This window comes from Nostoc sp. NMS9 (genome assembly GCF_017114995.1).
Classification (GTDB): domain Bacteria; phylum Cyanobacteriota; class Cyanobacteriia; order Cyanobacteriales; family Nostocaceae; genus Nostoc.
This window is the reverse complement of the sequence record NZ_JABXKL010000032.1, coordinates 276,982-292,595: the sequence shown is the minus strand read 5'-3', so window position 1 is coordinate 292,595 and position 15,614 is coordinate 276,982. Positions and strand designations below refer to the sequence as shown.

Here is a 15,614-nt window from a genome sequence, read left to right as displayed (position 1 = left end):
AGACGTGAGCTTCTTTGATATCATAAGCAACTTGAAAATTTAGATATTGGCAACCTGGCAAAGCAAAGCATCTATACTGTATTTACTATCAAAATTAAATACTTTACTTAATGGCTAAAAGCTAACTAATAAATTCATGCTGAAGAATCAAAAATCAAAATATCCTTTGAAATTATTAACTAAATAATTGTTAATTTAGACTTGAAAATTATCCCCCAAATAATATTGCCGCACGAGGGGATTACTGTAAAGTTCGTCAGCAGCGCCAAAAGCGAGAATTTGTCCCTCACGCATGATGTAGGCGCGATCGGTGATAGCTAGGGTTTCGCGGACATTATGATCTGTAATTAAGATTCCCATGCCGCGATCGCGCAGTCGTGCTACGATTTGCTGAATTTCTGAGACTGCGATCGGATCAACTCCCGCAAATGGTTCATCCAAAAGTAAAAATTTTGGACCTTCTCGTCCAGCAGCTAAAGACCTTGCTAATTCCGTCCGCCGTCGCTCACCACCAGAAAGTTGAATTCCTTTGCTCCTAGCTAATTTTTCCAACCGAAACTCCCGCAGTAAAGTTGTGAGTCGTCTTGACCACTCCCATCGTGGCACATTCGTTTGCTCCAGGACTAACAGAATATTATCCTCTACCGAGAGTTGGCGAAAAACACTTGCTTCTTGTGCTAAATAGCCAATACCCAGTCGTGCCCTTTCATGCATTGGCATTCCTGTCACCTCTACATTACCCAGCCAGACTTTTCCTAGATTGGGTTTTTCTAAACCTGTGGCAATGTAAAAGGTTGTCGTTTTACCAGCCCCATTGGGGCCTAGTAAACCAACAACTTCACCCTGAGCAACAGAAAGGTTGACACGATTGACAATTACTCGCTTGCCGTAAGATTTGTGAATATTCTCTAAAACAATTTTCACTCTGGAAGCACCCTTTCTTGGTGGTAAATGCTAATTAGAAGGCTTCAAAGGTGGTGTCTTTGGGGCAGGTGTCGCAGTTTGTCCATTATTATCTGATTCCTGCACCATGTAGATGGACTCTACCTGACGGTTGGATTGGGGTAAAGCAACAAATCGCCCTTCATCAATTAAATAGGTTACTTTCTCCGCCCGAATACTGTTACCGCCCTGTTGCAAAATATAGACATTGCCACTGAAATCAATTCGGCGTTCTTTACTAAAATATTGTGCTTGGGCAGATGTTGCCTGAATTTGGCGAGCCGGATACAACATTTGCACATTACCGCGAGCGGTGATTACTTGATTTTTCGCGTCATATTCTTGTACATCAGCGCGGATAGTGAGGGGGCGATTTGCCTCAGATGTTTGTGCAGTCGCGGTTTGCACTTGGCTAGGGAAGGCAAAAGCGCCCAAAAGTGCAGCTGGCAGCATTAAAGCTAATCCAAAGCGACGTATCTGGGATAAGGGCAATTGATAGCAGGGCATCATAGCAATTGGGGATTTAGGATTTCAGCTTGCATTCTAATTATCTCAAGTACTTTATCCAGATATGAAATATACAATCTGGAGTGATTTACGATAACTACTGGCTGAAATAGTGACGCTACCCCCAACCTCAAGGTTTCAGGTAATTGACATCTGAGTGAAAATGACGTAGACACAATACTCTTCTTTTAACGAAGACGCTACGCGTAGCTTGCTTCCACGTAGTGCTACGGGAAAATTTTGGCTACATGAATTGTGCCTACCAGGGATTTCGGACAACGCAATAATTTCACCAGATGTTTAATCAGTTGTTAGCACAATTCTAGGCAAAGATAAGTCTTGATTTTCACCCAGTTGACCAGCAGCAATCAAGTCTTGCCCTATTTGTTGTAAATTCATCAACAACACTGCGCTCTGACTCAATAGCTCATCTACGTCAACGCCGCTGTAACTAGATGGGTAACGGCGTAGGCGATTGCTGCCTTCTCCCAATAGAATTACAGCACCTCGCCAGTTCCGATTTTCCAAATGATACAGTGCCACAGCAATTTGGAGAATTCCCTGATAAAAAGTTTTTTCCGGTTCTCCAGCTTCAATCCATAAAGCCTCTAAAGTGTCATGACAGGCGTAGAACTGTCCAGAATTGAACTGTTCTACGCCTTGCCAAAACTCTTGGGGGATGATTTCGCTCATCCCATAGTGTCTCGAACTTCTTTGATTGTTTCCAGAGAGATTTCTTGTTTTTCTCCAGCAAACTCGTTGTCAGGGGTGAGGAATAACATGCAATGGCACTCTTTGCGTTCTCTCATTGGCACACAAGGACAGTTCCAATATGTGGCGTGAATCTCAGCTTCTTTATCTTCGTAATGGCGACAAGGACATAAAGGCGCACCCAGGTCGTCTTTATGTTTGGCTAGTCCTTCAATCACAACTGCGGTGACAGAAGGTTCAGAACAGAAGTATGTTCCAGTACGCTTGGCGTATTGTTCGGAAAAATGCCGCATTGCCTCTAGGCTTTTATCGCTGGATTTTGTGTTATGTTCTGATGTGATCATGTCGCTCATAATTTAAATATTTCTTTGCATTGTACCTCAGCCTCACTAAGGGATTACTGGGTGTATTTCCCCAACCTTACCTGCTCAAATGAGCTTACCTTTGCTCAAAGGCTGATATGTTCGGTGTGCTGGGATCAGAGAAAATCCCAGAAATCGCAGAAGCTTAAGTTGTCAGCAGTCTTTGAAATTATAAAATTTGAATTGATTTATGAATGTAATGTTTTTTGTAGCTGGGGTTGCAGTGGGTGTAGGCCTAGCCCGTCGTAGACATCGCTTTGTAAAACTATACCAGGGTGTTCCCAATTAATTACCTCTGGTTCTGCTGCTGAGGAAATATTTGGCCACAAAACCCAGCGACTGCCTTGAGGAAGAGTAGCAAGGCTCAGGGGGTTTTGAGTCAGCCAAATCAAAGGATAGCTTTTAGGAACAACTGAACTGGCATCTTCTAAGGCTGCGGTTGCTGCTAAGGTTTCTAGAACAAAACGATCGCCTTTGATTAAATTTGTTGATGCTGTCCACAGTTGTACCTGTAATTGCTGTTTTTGTGCATAAAAGTACAGCGATGCTGCGGCAATTACTGCTTGTTCAAAGTTTTCTTCTTCCCAATTGCTAGCACTGTCAAGGGCAATAACTATTTCTTGTCCACCTGTTACCATTTCTAACTCCCGCACTCTTAATTCGCCATAGCGGGCACTAGTCCGCCAGTGAATCAGACGAGTAGGATCTCCTAGACGATAAGGACGAAGCGATCGCACCAGCCCCGTTGTCGCTGTTTGCAAAGGTCTACCACGAGGATCGCCCCTTTTGCTCTCTTCTTGTCCCATTTCATCTACTAGGGGGCAGGTAGCCAAGGGTAAAACTGTGGGATAAACAATCGCTGTGGCAGCACAATCACGCTGACGGCGACACCAAAACAATCCCAATGGCGCACCAGAACCGAGTTCGACTGTGTGCCAGCGATAAACACCCCGGCGCTGAGTCGGGTGGTAATATACCCAACGGTAACTACCTTGGCTAGGAATTGTTTCGATTGCCTTTTGTACTGATTTCCCTAAGACAAAGGGCAGTATATCTTCAACTTGCAATAAGCTTACAGGCTGCTGTGTCTGATTGCAGATTTCTAATTCCACGGTTAGATCGTCGCCTGCTGACACAGGTTGCATGGGACGGCGGGTGATGGATAGACCTGTGAGCGATCGCGGCGGTAAGATGGCTGCTACACCCAAAAGGGCAAAACTAATGCCGCTAATGGCATATAGCCAACCAGCCATCGTATTGATACCTGCGCCAAAAAAACAAATAGCCGTTGCTGCTAGTACCCAACCGCCATAAGCAGGGGCACTGGCGCGGGTTTCTAACCAACTGGTGATGGGTTTGATGATTTTCATGTTTCTTTTTTAACCCAACACCATCCGAAATTCACAGTATCTTAGGGGTTCGCCAAAAAAGCTTTTAGTTGGATTCCTCAAAAAGAGATGGAAAGTTACGACGACCACTTACAACCCGTAGAATTTCGATACCATCATCTAATACTTTGTAGAAAACAATATAGCCTTGTAAGCTTACACCTGGGAGGTCTGGACGAATTTTTGCGTAACTTTTACCACTATTTGCAAAGGCAACAAGTTGTTGACACTTGCGGTTGAATTCACTGAAAAATCGCTCTCCTGCTTCAGTGTTAGTTTCAGCAAAGTAGTCGGCAATTTCATTGATATCTCGACTGGCAAGAATGTTGATGACGTAGCGACTCATGCTTGCGCCTGATGTCCTTGTCGAAACCGCTCTAGAATTTGGTTTACGAATGTCTCTCCATCAATAGGAGGCGTTTTGTCTGAAGCTAAAATCGCCGCATCAATTTTTTCTCGCACATCCTCGACCCATTTAGCATCGGCGCGATCGTATTCATCAAGCAACCGTAAGGCGATTTCAAGGGCTTCTTCTGCGGATCGATATTTCCCAGACTGGAACTTGGTTTGAATAAAGCGTTCTTGATCGGGTGTGAGACTGATGCTCATAGAAAACCTCTATTCAGATTATTCACCATTTTAAGTCAAAAAACTCACCACAATATCAACGGCGAGGAGCAATCACACTATATATTATTAAGATATGGAATGGAGGTGGAAGATTGATTGATGCAGTTAGTCAGTCGGGAGCATATTGAAATCTCTTCTGATATACGTAGTGGGAAGCCCTGCATTACTCGTACTCGCATTGCTGTAGAAGATGTGGCAATGATGCATTTAAAGCTAGGATATTCCTTGGTAGAGATTGCTGGGAAGTATGACCTGTCACTGGCATCTGTTTATGCAGCAATGGCTTATTACTTTGATCACCGAGACGAGATTGATCGCCGTACAGCAGAAGAGAATGAGTTAGTTGAGGTACTGAAGCAAAATCATCCGTCGCGTCTTCAAGAGAAACTCAGACAGTTGAGGAATGAGTGAGCGAATTCGCTTTCATCTTGATGAAAATGTCGATCCTGCAATTGCCCTTGGCTTGCGCCGTTATGGAATTGATGTCACGACAACTAATGATGTGGAATTACGTACTCAAAGCGATGAAGTCCAGTTAGCATGTATTCAGGAAACACAGCGAGTATTGTTCACCCAAGATGCAGATTTTTTGATTATTGCAAGTTCTAGGCTCGATCATCCTGGTATTACTTACTGCAAGAAAGGAACTCGTTCAATTGGTGAAATCATTGAAACTTTGGTTTTGATGTATGAGGTGATGACACCTGAAGAGATGGTGGGACGTGTCGAGTTTGTGTAAAATGAAAGCACCATTGAAAGACTTGCATCTTCAAAAGCATTTCGGTGGAGTCAGTTAGTAATTGTATGCACAATGTAACCAGTTCTCTGTATTTTGGTGGTTTGCATATGTAAATTTATAATTGTATATGATGATTAAATGATGGAAGATAGGTAGAAGGTAAAAATATGACAATTACTACCAATTTAAAACAACTCTATGAAACCGATGAAAATTTATGGCTAGAAGAAACTATTAAATTATTAAAGCAAAAGCAGTTTAACCAACTTGATTTAGAAAACTTAATTGAGGAATTAATCAGTTTGGGCAAAAGAGATTTAGCCAAAGCCAAAAGTCTTTTAAGGCAAATTATTATTCATATATTATTACTCCAATATTGGCAGTTAGAATATGAAAGAAACTATCGTCATTGGATTGGAGAAATCAAAACCTTTAGATATGATTTAAATAATTATTTAACAACTAATTTAACAAAAAAGTTACAGGATGATTTAGAGAATATTTATCGAAGTGCGGTTGATTTTGTGAAAATTAAAACCGATTTAACTATTTTTCTAGAAAAGTGCCCTTACACTCTTGTTCAATTATTAGATGAAAATTATTTACCTTAAATATATCAGTCTTATTTTATTTTTGTGAAATGAAAGTAGTACCAAGAGGCGATGTCTACGACGGGCTAAGCCTACGCACTATGAATCTATGGTTTGGCGATCGCAGTTTCACGAATAGTCATGAGAATAATCCTTTTTCAGTCCTCTTCATTGTTACTCAAAGATTTGACTAAGGGCGATCGCTTTGTGTGAAAATATGCAAAGGAGCGATGTCTACGACGCGCTACGCCTACGCACTGTAAATCTCTGCTATGGTATTGCGATCGCAATACCACGAATAGTTATGATAATTACCTTTGCTAAGGGTAAATATAGAGTTTTATTGCCTATATTCCACACTCATTAAGCCTTAAATACATCATGTCAAAATTTTCAATCCAGAAATCACTTTGCCAATCGAAAACCCAACTTATTCTCATATCATACTGACTAGATTTCCCCTTTCTAGGGAAATAACCTCTAGGACACGTTTCAATATCGAGCTTGTAGTCTGAGCCTTTTCCAAGCCTGATTGAAGGTAGTTTAAGCTTCTGACAGAAAACGTTGCGTTGAGCATCACCATGTTTCTTAGTTTCTTCCCAAAGCTGTTTTTGAACACTAAAACCAAAATATCCAGCACTGTGTTTGAGCCAAAGATCATTAACTTCAGAGATAATATTACATGGAAAATCTTTGAAAGACTGTACTGATGAAAATACTTGACCTTTATAGTCAGCAGCTTCAAACATAATATTCCATGTTTCCTCGTCTGCTTCTTCCCATTTTTTTGCCTTTAGTAATTCCCGAAGTCTAGATAAACGCGCTTTCAAGCTATTCAATCTGTACTGGTCTTGATTTTGTTTCCTTTGTCCGTGTTTATTATTTTCTAATTCTAAACTTTTCTGGTATTCAACTTCTTTATTAGCAATAATTGGTAGCTCAATTTTATCTATATCTTCTTTTTTTAAACCCCAAATTTTTTGGAGATGCTTGAACCTATCTTTTACTTTTTCCCCAAGTGGAAATTCTTTTTGAATTTCTTTAAGCACTTCAGACTCATAAGCTTCTAATAGTTTATTATACTGATATCCTTCTTCCAGCTTTAGATTTTCTGCTTGTTTTTTTTGAAATTCAGCTTCTTTCTGAACTATAATTTCTTTTTCAATAAGCTCAACCTCTTCAGTTTTTAACTCCAAAGACTGTTGAAACTTATTTAATCCAGCAATAACAGATTCACTCAATGGATATTCTGCTTGAACTGCAATAGAAAATTCCTGCTTGTAACGAAGGAGTTTATTTTCATACTCCGCCTGTTCCTGTTCTTGTCTCAGCTTTTCTTGATAACTAATTTCTGCTTGCCGAAGAAGAGGTTGTTCAACACCAGTAGTATCTTGACCTCTCAACGCAAACTGTGACTCAACTTCTTGTTTAATTGGCAAAATATCATTGTCTCTTAACCCTAAAAGCCCTTGAAGCATTTTCATTTCTCCACAGGCTTCCTCTTTTAAAGGATATTCATGCTCTGCTTCTGCAATTAAAGTTTCTCGATAGGTTTGTAAATTCGCTAATCGCTCTTGATAAGGGCGTAATACCTCAGTTTCAATTTCAGCGGCTTCTTCAGAGGCCAAACCTAACTGCTGCCTTAGTGTATTCAGAACAGCGCGACCAGATGGACGAATCGTTCCGGCATTTGCATAACGTGAAGCGGCTTTCCGATATTTCAGCTTAGGATCAGTAACTCTTGCTTTGGAGAGAAAAATTTCAAACCCCTTATCTTTAAGAACAATAATCTTCGGGGTCATATTGGGGGCAGTTTCCTGCACCTTGCTGACAGCATACTCATGCAATTCCAGTACCGAAACAAAGCCATCCTCATCGCGATCGCCTGCTCCTGTTTCAATCCCCTCGACTAGATATCTGGTGTAAATCGATAAGTCTGATCGCTGCTGCTCAAAGGAATACTGAGTTGAACTGGAGGAAGTGAGTACCACTCGCCCTTCAGATCCAAGTTGTGTTTGCAAGTCAACTAATCCATCATCTTTGGCTTGTAAGGCAGGATCGAACGCTCCACTAAAGCAACAGTCTAAGATAATCACCTGCCGTTTAGCACGGCTATTATTCATAATTTCTTGAACAAAGTTGGCAGGTACAGCTGTTGACCGAATCAACTCCCCTTTGGAATTCTTGCGAGTTATCGGAGTTGCAAAATACAGCTTGCCACCATCATCTTTGATGCCATGTCCAGAGAAAAATAGCAACACAAGATCGTCTTTGGCTCGACCAGAAAACAAGGTTTCAATCTCAGATTCCATTGTTTGTCGGTCAGGATTAGGAAGCGCTTTCACGTCATCAAATCCGCCCATTTCCAAATCTTTCAAAACCCGTTGCAACGCCTCAATATCTTTGACAGTCGCAGGTAAAGGATTTAGTCCTGGCTCATACTCACTGACTCCAATCAGCAATGCTACCTTTGCCATCTTTTCCTGTCTATGCTGCAATAAAATCTTGGGCTGCTTTTATGGCGGCTTCTAGTTCTTCCTGGCTGTGGGCTTTCACTGTTAGCTTCTTGCCGTTGGCTTCTACCGACAGTTCAATGGGTTTACCACCGAGGCGATCGCCCAGAAATCCAATCAACTTTTTCGCATTGGCTGTATTTACCTCAGCCATTAATAAACCCACCAGAAATCCGCCTAATGCTTTGTTGCCTTCTGGTGGGCTGGGATCAAGAATACGACCAACTGCATCTACCTCGTCAATTTGCTTGAGTTCAGTAATTAGTCGTTGAACCTGCTCCTCCTTTTCTTCCGCGTCCAAATCAGGGTCATTGAAAGCGATCGTAAATTTAATGCTATTTGCGGTCATACTGTGACTAATAAAAGTTTAGTTAGTTTTTTTTATAAAGACTGACAATTATATTTCTTTATACCAGAAAAAACCTTATTACTCTAATGAACATAACGAACATTTGTATAAATCTTCATAGAAAACAAATTTGTCTTTTTGGATATAACTACGACAAACAACACTAGAGAGTTTCGAAGAGTTGAGCAACCTAAAAAAGACATGGACAGATGTAACCAACAAAATAAAAAGCCCACATCAGTGGGCTTTCTAAATCAATTAAGTTATTGCTTTACTTACCGTTTCGCTAACTTCTTCGACATCTTCCGCAGACGAATCGATTGGGGTGTAACTTCCACCAATTCATCGGGGCCAATGTATTCCAAAGCACGTTCTAGACTCATGTCTATTGGTGCTTGCAACTGAACCAATTCATCGCCACCAGCAGCGCGGTGGTTGGTTAACTGCTTGGTCTTACAGATATTTAATTCCAAATCTTGGGAACGATTGTGTTCTCCCACAATCATGCCTCTGTAAACCTTTGTGCCAGGAGTAATAAAGAATGCTCCTCTATCTTCGGCATTTCTCATAGCGTAGAAGGTAGAAACGCCTTCTTCAAAGGAGATTAAAACACCTTTGTTACGGGCTTCAATGTCACCACTAATCTGACGGTAGTCTAAGAAGCTGTGGTTCATGATGCCTTCGCCACGAGTCATCCGCATAAACTCACCCCGGAAACCAATCAATCCACGGGCGGGAATGACAAACTCTAGTTGAGTGCGATCGCCACTACCTGGTTGCATATCTTGCATTTCGCCTTTGCGTTGTCCCAGGCGTTCAATACAGCTACCCACACCATCAGCAGGAATGTCTAACACCAAGAGTTCGTAAGGTTCGCAAGGTTGACCGTTGATTTCGCGGTAAATTACCTGTGGCTGAGATACCTGAAACTCGAAGCCTTCCCGGCGCATGGTTTCAATTAAGATACCCAGGTGGAGTTCTCCACGACCGGAAACGAGGAATTTATCGGGAGAATCGGTTTCTTCAACACGCAAAGCAACGTTGGTTTCAAGTTCGCGGAATAGGCGATCGCGTATTTGTCTTGATGTCACCAACTTGCCTTCTTGACCAGCAAAGGGCGAATCATTCACCCAGAAGGCCATTTGCAAGGTTGGTTCATCCACTTTAATTAGTGGTAAAGCTTGCGGTTCATTGGGGTCAGTAATCGTTTCCCCAATATAAGCATCAGCGAAACCAGCGACCGCGACAATATAACCTGCGGTTGCTTCTTCCATCTCTACGCGCTTCAGTCCATCAAAGCCCATCAACTTGGTAATTTTACCCTTGACAATAGTACCATCTTCTGTTACTAAAGCTGCTTGCTGTCCTGAGCGGATAGTACCGTTGTGAATTCTGCCAATGACAATCCGTCCCAGATATTCAGAATAATCTAGGGTTGTGACTTGCAATTGTAGAGGCTTATTGCTGTCGCCTACTGGTGGTGGAACGTGTTGCAGAATCGCGTTAAACAGGGGTTGCATATCTACCGATTCTGCTTCCAAGCTTTCTTTGGCGAAACCTGCCATACCGGAGGCAAACAGATAGGTAAAATCACACTGGTCTTCATCTGCCCCTAATTCCAAGAACAGATCCAAAACTTTATCGACAGCAACGTGGGGGTCAGTTTGACCACGATCAATTTTGTTGATTACAACGATGGGGCGCAGCCCTTTTTCTAAAGCTTTTTTGAGGACAAAGCGTGTTTGGGGCATGGGGCCTTCGTTGGCATCGACAATCAGAAGACATCCGTCAACCATGCCGAGTACGCGTTCAACTTCGCCACCAAAGTCAGCGTGTCCAGGAGTATCAACAATATTAATTAGTGTTTCTTTGTAGCGAACCGCCGTATTTTTGGACAGGATAGTAATACCCCGTTCCCGTTCTAGGGCGTTGGAGTCCATAACGCAATCCGGAACGTCTTCGCCTTCGCGGAAAATGCCGGATTGTTTGAGGAGTGCGTCAACCAGGGTGGTTTTGCCGTGGTCAACGTGGGCGATAATGGCGACGTTGCGAATTGGGAGCGTCATAGAAGCTTTTGGTGAACTCTAGAGGGGGTTTATAAGATTTACATTTGAATGCTAGGCTGTTTTAACAGAATTGGGAACGATCAGCAAATTCTGTAAAGAACCTTTAATAATTCTAGCGTAATCGTCACAATTGCGGTGAGTTTTGTAAACCCCACAATGGAGATGTGTGGTAATTACGGCGTTGGTGGGATAAAAAAAGCTTCTGTGGCAAACAGGTGTTACCTGAAGGGCTGTATTGCTTTTGAGAATTGCCGTTGATTCGCATAGAGGAATTTAGTCATTGAAATGCTTTGGTGAAAAGTGCGATCTTTGACCAAGAAAGATGAAGTTCCTGGCTGCTAAAAGTCAGGTTATTTCGTGTTTGGGAGCGAAGAAAAGCGATCGCCAAGCCTGGTTTTAATTGACTAGAATGGGATGGGTATCTCTACAAAAATATTTAGTGTACACGGAACGATCACAATGTAGAGCGAGGTCAATTGTTTACGAGAGTAAGAAGCGATCGTCATTGTCTATGTAGAGACTTTACAATGTAACGCCTCTAGGGAATTTAAGGTATATTCTAAAAACTAATAAAATGACAGCGATAATTATATGGTCTGCTGCCTAAATCCTAATTGCGAAAATCCCCAAAATCCTGACGGGGCAAATTTCTGCCTCAGTTGTGGCACAGAGTTGGTATCGCTATTGAGAAATCGTTACCGAATCATCACGCCATTAGGGAGAGGAGGGTTTGCACGCACATATATCGCAGAAGATATAGACAAGCTCAATGAACGATGTGTTGTTAAGCAACTGGTTCTAAGTCAATTTTATGGCAGTCAGGGTAGTCAGGCACATAAAAAAGCGACTGAGTTGTTTGAACGAGAGGCCAAACGTCTCAAAGAACTAGGAGAACATCTCCAAATTCCCAATTTGTATGCATATTTTAAGGAAGCTGAATATCTGTATTTAGTGCAGCAGTTTATCGAAGGGCAAAATCTGTTGCAAGAGTTAAAACAACAGGGAGTTTTTGATGAAGCCAAAATTCGAGATTTTTTAAATGATTTATTATCTGTGCTGGTAGACATACATCAGCAACAAGTAATTCATCGAGATATTAAGCCAGAAAATATTATTCGCCGTCAAAATGATGGCAAATTAGTACTAATTGATTTTGGAGTGGCAAAGCAAAAAACGGAACCTACAAACACCACATTGGGGACAATTATTGGTTCATTAGGTTATGCACCAATTGAGCAAATGCAAGCGGGTAAAGTTTTTCCTTCCAGTGATATTTACAGTTTAGGAATAACTTGCTTTCAACTGCTGACTAATATCTCTCCTTCGAGTTTGTGGATGAAACAAGGCTATGGTTGGACTTCTAATTGGCGGCAGCATTTAACGCAACCCATAAGTCAAGAATTAGAGATGATTCTTAATAAGTCCCTACAAGAAAATCACGAACAGCGTTATCAATCTGCACAGGCTGTTTTACAAGACTTGAAGAAGTTGCCACCGCTAAGGTATACATCGACTCCTACAGTTATTCCACCTACTCTGCCATCAAGAACGCAACCACAAAATCAACATCAATCAACTCGATATCTACCGCAATTCTCTAACAGTCGATTATTGTCTGGAGCAATAATAGCTGGATCGGGTAGTTCATTTTTAGCGATCGCACTTATAAGTTTTCTCGGAACTACTTGGATTAGCTCTGGATTGTGGTTACTAATTTTAGGAGGATTAGTCTTTATTCAATCGCGCCCACTTCTGGAAAAAGCTTATTTAATTGTTGTTGCTATCATCGCAAATTTACTCGTTATCTTTATTTTCAGAAATCTCCTAATTAATAATCTTCTCAAAGCTGGTTTAAATGGACTGTTGCTTGTAGGATTGCTAGTGATTCTGGCAGGCTTGTTGACAGTTATTATTGTCGGTGTGTCTGAAATAATCAACAAACTTATTTCTAAATATCTTTAGTTTTTTGGTTTTGCTCAATTGTCATAAATCTCTTTCAGATAAACTTTTTAAAATCTTGGTAATTATTCATGACAAATAAAAAAGAAAACTTAAGACTGCTTATTTCTCTTGGTCTGGCTGGGGTAATGGTAGCAGCTATTTTATGGTTAATTAGCAAAGTTTCTTCTACTATCGTAACAACATCATCAAACCCTACACAAACTTCATCTTCATTTACAAATAAGCCTTCACTAATGAATTTGGGTACAAGGATTTTGGTGAAAGTGCAAACATCCCCTGAAAAAACAGATGGAGTTAAAGCTTTTGCTGAGAAAGATTTCAGTACTGCCGTTAAAAAATTTACTGATTCTCTGAAAAATAATCCCAATGATCCAGAAACTTTAATTTATTTAAACAATGCCAAAATAGCACAAGATAATTCAGAATCTATAAAAGTTGCGATCGTCGCACCAATTAGCTTTGATCCTAGTTTAGCAGAAGAGATTTTACGTGGTGTAGCTCAAGCTCAAAATGAAGTTAATAACCAAGGAGGAATTAACGGTAAAAAATTGCAAATTGTAATTGCAAGTGCTGATAATAGAGAAGATTCTGCACGCCTAGATAATGAATTAGCTCAAGATAAAAGCCTTGTAGCTGCTGTGGGTGTTAGACGTAAAGCAGAAATATATAAAGAGAAAGGTTTGGTTTTAGTCTTACCCGTCGAGCTACCAAATCAAGCAGAAAATCCCGAAAAATTAGATAATAATACAGTAAATAGTCAGTCTAATAGTTCCACAAGTAACTACTTATTTCACGTAAATCCTTTATATACTAATTTAGTAGATACTCATTCTCGCTACATTGCTCGACAAGCAAGAAATGTTGCTATTTGTGGCGATGTTCGTAGTTCAAGAGATAATTCAACCTCTTCATCAAATCAGATACTTGTAGAACAGTACACTCAAGCTATCAAGAAATATGGCAGCAACGTTATTAGTACGCCTTGCAATTTAGCAGATAAGAATTTTGACCCAAGAGCTTTTGTGGATAAAGCCATAGAAACAGAAAATGCAAGTGGCTTTTTACTAATGCCTTCAATCAGAAATATATACTTTGCCACCAAGGTAGCACAAGAGGTTAAAGGTAGAAAGCCACTGTTTGCTTCTGAAACTATGTACAGTGCTACAACTTTACAAAATGGCAAGGATCTGGAAGGAATGGTATTACCTGTGTATTGGCATCGTAATGCTAATAAAGATAACCCATTTGCAAAAAATGCCTTTCGGCTTTGGAATGCACAAGTAAATCAAAGAACAGCGGGAGCTTATGATGCACTCCAAGCAATCATTGCTGGCTTAAAAGAAGACAATACCCGCGAAGGATTACAAAGGGTATTGTCTAATCCCAAATTTTCAACATCTGGAGCAACCGGAATGATTCAGTTTTCGCCTTCCGGTGAGCGTCAAGGAGAAGCAATGCTAGTCAAAATTGAGCGTTGTGAGTCTTGTTCTAGTGGAACTGGTTACGATTTTGCCCTCTTGAATAAGAAGTAGTTTTTTTGATATTAATTTTCATTCCAAAGGTATAGATTACTCCCAAATAGGTAATCTATTGAATTTGAATGTCATACTAAACTACTTGCTTTGATTGCAATCAAAAATTGAAGCGATCGCTGCAATTTTTCTCTAAGGAAAAGTTTTGTTTCTCTACCCAGAGTTGTGAACGCATCGCTCAAAAGAAAGATGGAATCTCCCTAACCTCTGTGTCAAACTTATATCAATAAGAATTACGAACACTTTGCCGAGGAGAACACGGATGGTAACTACTTTAGATGATACGAAACGCAATGCTATTGCTGTAAAACTTGCAAGTATTAAAGCTCTGCAAGAGTTGGTCATCGAAAATGAAAAATCGCTTTTGACCCAAGGGCTTGATGCCGAGATTGCCGATCGCATCCGAAATTTTATCAATGATGATGAAAAAAACCTTGGTATTTTAGAAACTGTAATTGGTCAGTATGGGATTCAGGCTGAACCCAAAAAAAATGTTACACAATTCATTGAAAAAGCTCACGAATTGTTCAAAGGTTCTGAGTTAAGCCTGTATGAAAAAATCTCTCAGCATGAATTACTGAAACATCAAGTAGTAATGAGTGGCTTAATTGTTCACAAAGCTGCTCAAAAAGTTGGTGCTGATGTGTTGCTAGCGATCGCACCTTTGAATACTATAAACTTTGAGAACCGCGCTCACCAAGAGCAACTCAAAGGCATTCTGGAAATTCTGGGTGTCCGTGAACTCACCGGACAAGATGCAGATCAAGGAATTTGGGCACGTGTTCAAGACGCTTTGGCCGCAGTTAGTGGTGTGGTAGGTAGTGCTGTCACCCAAAACAGCGACAAAAAGGATCTAAATATCCAAGATGTCATCCGCCTCGATCACAACAAGGTAAATACCCTGTTTACCGAACTACTACAAAGCAACGATCCACAAAAGATCCAAGAGTACTTCGGTCAAATTTACAAGGATTTAAGTGCCCACGCTGAAGCTGAAGAGGAAGTAGTCTACCCAAGAGTACGTCCTTTCTACGGTCAAGATAACACCCAAGAATTGTTTGATGAACAAGCTCATGCAAAGCAGGCGTTAGAGGAAATTAAGGCTCTTAGCCCATCTTCACCTCAATTCAAAGAGAAAGTCAAACAGTTGATGACTGCTATTGGCGATCATATTCGTCAAGAAGAAAGCACAATGTTCGCTGCCATTCGCAACAACTTAAGCACTGAGCAAACCGAACAACTGGCGACTGAATTCAAAGCCGCTAAAACCCGAATTCAAGAGAAATTGGGTGTTGTTAGCGAATCGAACGTATAGGATGCTTT

At 40.9% G+C, this 15,614-nt stretch carries 16 protein-coding genes; 6 read left to right on the top strand and 10 right to left on the bottom strand.

From position 1 onward, the window contains the following. Window positions 1–195: 195 nt before the first annotated feature. The 7 genes from lptB to HWQ40_RS12050 all read right to left on the bottom strand — a co-directional run bounded on the left by lptB (window position 196) and on the right by HWQ40_RS12050 (window position 4,519). Entirely contained in the window at window positions 196–924 is a 729-nt protein-coding gene (lptB, locus tag HWQ40_RS12080) for an LPS export ABC transporter ATP-binding protein (protein ID WP_292777998.1), read from the bottom strand. Window positions 925–954: 30 nt separating this feature from the next. Beyond that, a complete protein-coding gene (locus HWQ40_RS12075; RefSeq protein WP_292777996.1) occupies window positions 955–1,452 on the bottom strand; it encodes an LptA/OstA family protein in 498 nt (165 codons plus the stop codon). Window positions 1,453–1,749: 297 nt separating this feature from the next. Beyond that, window positions 1,750–2,142 (bottom strand): DUF309 domain-containing protein, encoded by a 393-nt coding sequence (locus HWQ40_RS12070; protein WP_292777994.1) that lies wholly within the window; start codon window positions 2,140–2,142, stop codon window positions 1,750–1,752. Next, window positions 2,139–2,504 (bottom strand): ferredoxin thioredoxin reductase catalytic beta subunit, encoded by a 366-nt coding sequence (locus tag HWQ40_RS12065; RefSeq protein ID WP_292778031.1) that lies wholly within the window; start codon window positions 2,502–2,504, stop codon window positions 2,139–2,141. Before HWQ40_RS12065 ends, HWQ40_RS12070 begins: the two co-directional genes overlap by 4 nt. A 206-nt stretch (window positions 2,505–2,710) precedes the next feature. Continuing rightward, window positions 2,711–3,892 carry a DUF58 domain-containing protein gene (locus HWQ40_RS12060; protein ID WP_292777993.1) on the bottom strand — a complete coding sequence of 394 codons (1,182 nt, stop codon included), beginning with the start codon at window positions 3,890–3,892 and terminating at the stop codon, window positions 2,711–2,713. A gap of 64 nt (window positions 3,893–3,956) precedes the next feature. Continuing rightward, a complete protein-coding gene (locus HWQ40_RS12055) occupies window positions 3,957–4,256 on the bottom strand; it encodes a type II toxin-antitoxin system RelE/ParE family toxin (RefSeq protein WP_292777991.1) in 300 nt (99 codons plus the stop codon). Continuing rightward, on the bottom strand, window positions 4,253–4,519 hold the full coding sequence (locus tag HWQ40_RS12050; protein ID WP_292777989.1) for a type II toxin-antitoxin system ParD family antitoxin: 267 nt from the start codon (window positions 4,517–4,519) through the stop codon (window positions 4,253–4,255). Before HWQ40_RS12050 ends, HWQ40_RS12055 begins: the two co-directional genes overlap by 4 nt. A 120-nt stretch (window positions 4,520–4,639) precedes the next feature. Between HWQ40_RS12050 and HWQ40_RS12045 the strand changes: the two genes are divergently transcribed. The 3 genes from HWQ40_RS12045 to HWQ40_RS12035 all read left to right on the top strand — a co-directional run bounded on the left by HWQ40_RS12045 (window position 4,640) and on the right by HWQ40_RS12035 (window position 5,890). Further along, on the top strand, window positions 4,640–4,951 hold the full coding sequence (locus tag HWQ40_RS12045) for a DUF433 domain-containing protein (protein WP_292777987.1): 312 nt from the start codon (window positions 4,640–4,642) through the stop codon (window positions 4,949–4,951). After that, on the top strand, window positions 4,944–5,279 hold the full coding sequence (locus HWQ40_RS12040) for a DUF5615 family PIN-like protein (protein ID WP_292777986.1): 336 nt from the start codon (window positions 4,944–4,946) through the stop codon (window positions 5,277–5,279). Before HWQ40_RS12045 ends, HWQ40_RS12040 begins: the two co-directional genes overlap by 8 nt. 167 nt (window positions 5,280–5,446) lie before the next feature. Next, window positions 5,447–5,890, top strand: a complete 444-nt coding sequence (locus tag HWQ40_RS12035; RefSeq protein ID WP_292777984.1) for a DUF29 domain-containing protein — start codon at window positions 5,447–5,449, stop codon at window positions 5,888–5,890. 326 nt (window positions 5,891–6,216) lie between these two features. Here the strand turns inward: HWQ40_RS12035 and HWQ40_RS12030 are convergent, their stop codons facing one another. The 3 genes from HWQ40_RS12030 to typA all read right to left on the bottom strand — a co-directional run bounded on the left by HWQ40_RS12030 (window position 6,217) and on the right by typA (window position 10,797). Next, a complete protein-coding gene (locus HWQ40_RS12030) occupies window positions 6,217–8,346 on the bottom strand; it encodes a caspase family protein (protein WP_292777981.1) in 2,130 nt (709 codons plus the stop codon). A 10-nt stretch (window positions 8,347–8,356) separates the two neighbouring features. Further along, complete coding sequence (locus HWQ40_RS12025) at window positions 8,357–8,731, bottom strand: hypothetical protein (RefSeq protein WP_292777979.1); 375 nt, start codon at window positions 8,729–8,731, stop codon at window positions 8,357–8,359. A 275-nt stretch (window positions 8,732–9,006) separates the two neighbouring features. Continuing rightward, a complete protein-coding gene (gene typA, locus HWQ40_RS12020; RefSeq protein WP_292777977.1) occupies window positions 9,007–10,797 on the bottom strand; it encodes a translational GTPase TypA in 1,791 nt (596 codons plus the stop codon). A gap of 591 nt (window positions 10,798–11,388) precedes the next feature. Here typA and HWQ40_RS12015 point away from each other — a divergent pair. The 3 genes from HWQ40_RS12015 (at window position 11,389) to HWQ40_RS12005 (ending at window position 15,606) form a co-directional block, all read left to right on the top strand. Further along, window positions 11,389–12,759, top strand: coding sequence for a serine/threonine-protein kinase (locus HWQ40_RS12015; protein WP_292777975.1), 1,371 nt, complete (start codon window positions 11,389–11,391; stop codon window positions 12,757–12,759). Between the two features lie 68 nt (window positions 12,760–12,827). Further along, window positions 12,828–14,291 carry an ABC transporter substrate-binding protein gene (locus tag HWQ40_RS12010; RefSeq protein WP_292777972.1) on the top strand — a complete coding sequence of 488 codons (1,464 nt, stop codon included), beginning with the start codon at window positions 12,828–12,830 and terminating at the stop codon, window positions 14,289–14,291. Between the two features lie 262 nt (window positions 14,292–14,553). Continuing rightward, window positions 14,554–15,606: a hemerythrin domain-containing protein gene (locus HWQ40_RS12005; RefSeq protein ID WP_292777969.1), complete on the top strand. Its 1,053-nt coding sequence runs from the start codon at window positions 14,554–14,556 to the stop codon at window positions 15,604–15,606. Window positions 15,607–15,614: the final 8 nt, after the last annotated feature.